This is a genomic window from Porcipelethomonas ammoniilytica, from assembly GCF_025567485.1.
In the GTDB taxonomy this organism is placed as follows: Bacteria; Bacillota; Clostridia; order Oscillospirales; family Ruminococcaceae; genus Porcipelethomonas; species Porcipelethomonas ammoniilytica.
Genome location: NZ_JAOQKH010000098.1, coordinates 1 through 591 on the forward strand (window position 1 = coordinate 1; position 591 = coordinate 591).

General features: G+C 45.9%; 1 protein-coding gene. It reads left to right on the forward strand.

Annotation, left to right across the window (positions count from 1 at the left end):
* Positions 1-168 precede the first annotated feature (168 nt).
* Positions 169-591: peptidoglycan recognition protein family protein (locus OCV67_RS13775; protein WP_394802712.1), on the forward strand; the 423-nt coding region annotated here is incomplete at its 3' end.

The window sequence follows — 591 nt, forward strand, 5'->3', positions numbered from 1 at the left end:
TACTTGGTGTTTTCCATGTGTTTCTCTCCTTTTTTTATTATTATACCATCTTTCGCTTTTTGCTGTCCACTTTTTTAGTATAGCACCATTTGGTGCAGCTCCAGTAATTCGAACGACCAGAGAGCGATCACGATCGAGTGCGCAAGTAACAAAACTTCGCCATATGCCATGAATAACACTGTATATGAGAAGCTGATCCAACTCTGCACCGACATCTGCAAGCGCTATAGCAAAACGAAGGTGCTCTGGCTCGGCAGCAAGGAGAAAACTCTTGCGTATACCCCGAAAAGCAACGAAATGGTGCTGACGGCGCACCGCTGGTTTGCAAACAAGAGCTGCCCCGGCGACTGGCTGTACTCCAGATACGGAGAACTCGCGAGCCGGATCAACGCGCTGCTCGGAAGTAGCAGCAACAGCATTTCCGGATCCACTGGTAGCACCGAAAACTCCGGAATTTTAATGACGTCATATACAGTTCGATTTTTTACAAAAATGAGGACGATGCGGAGTTGCAGTTACGTCTCCTTTAAAATCTGTTATAGGTTTTGCCATTCTCTTCTGCTTGTTGCGGCATTGTTTACAAACATTTTT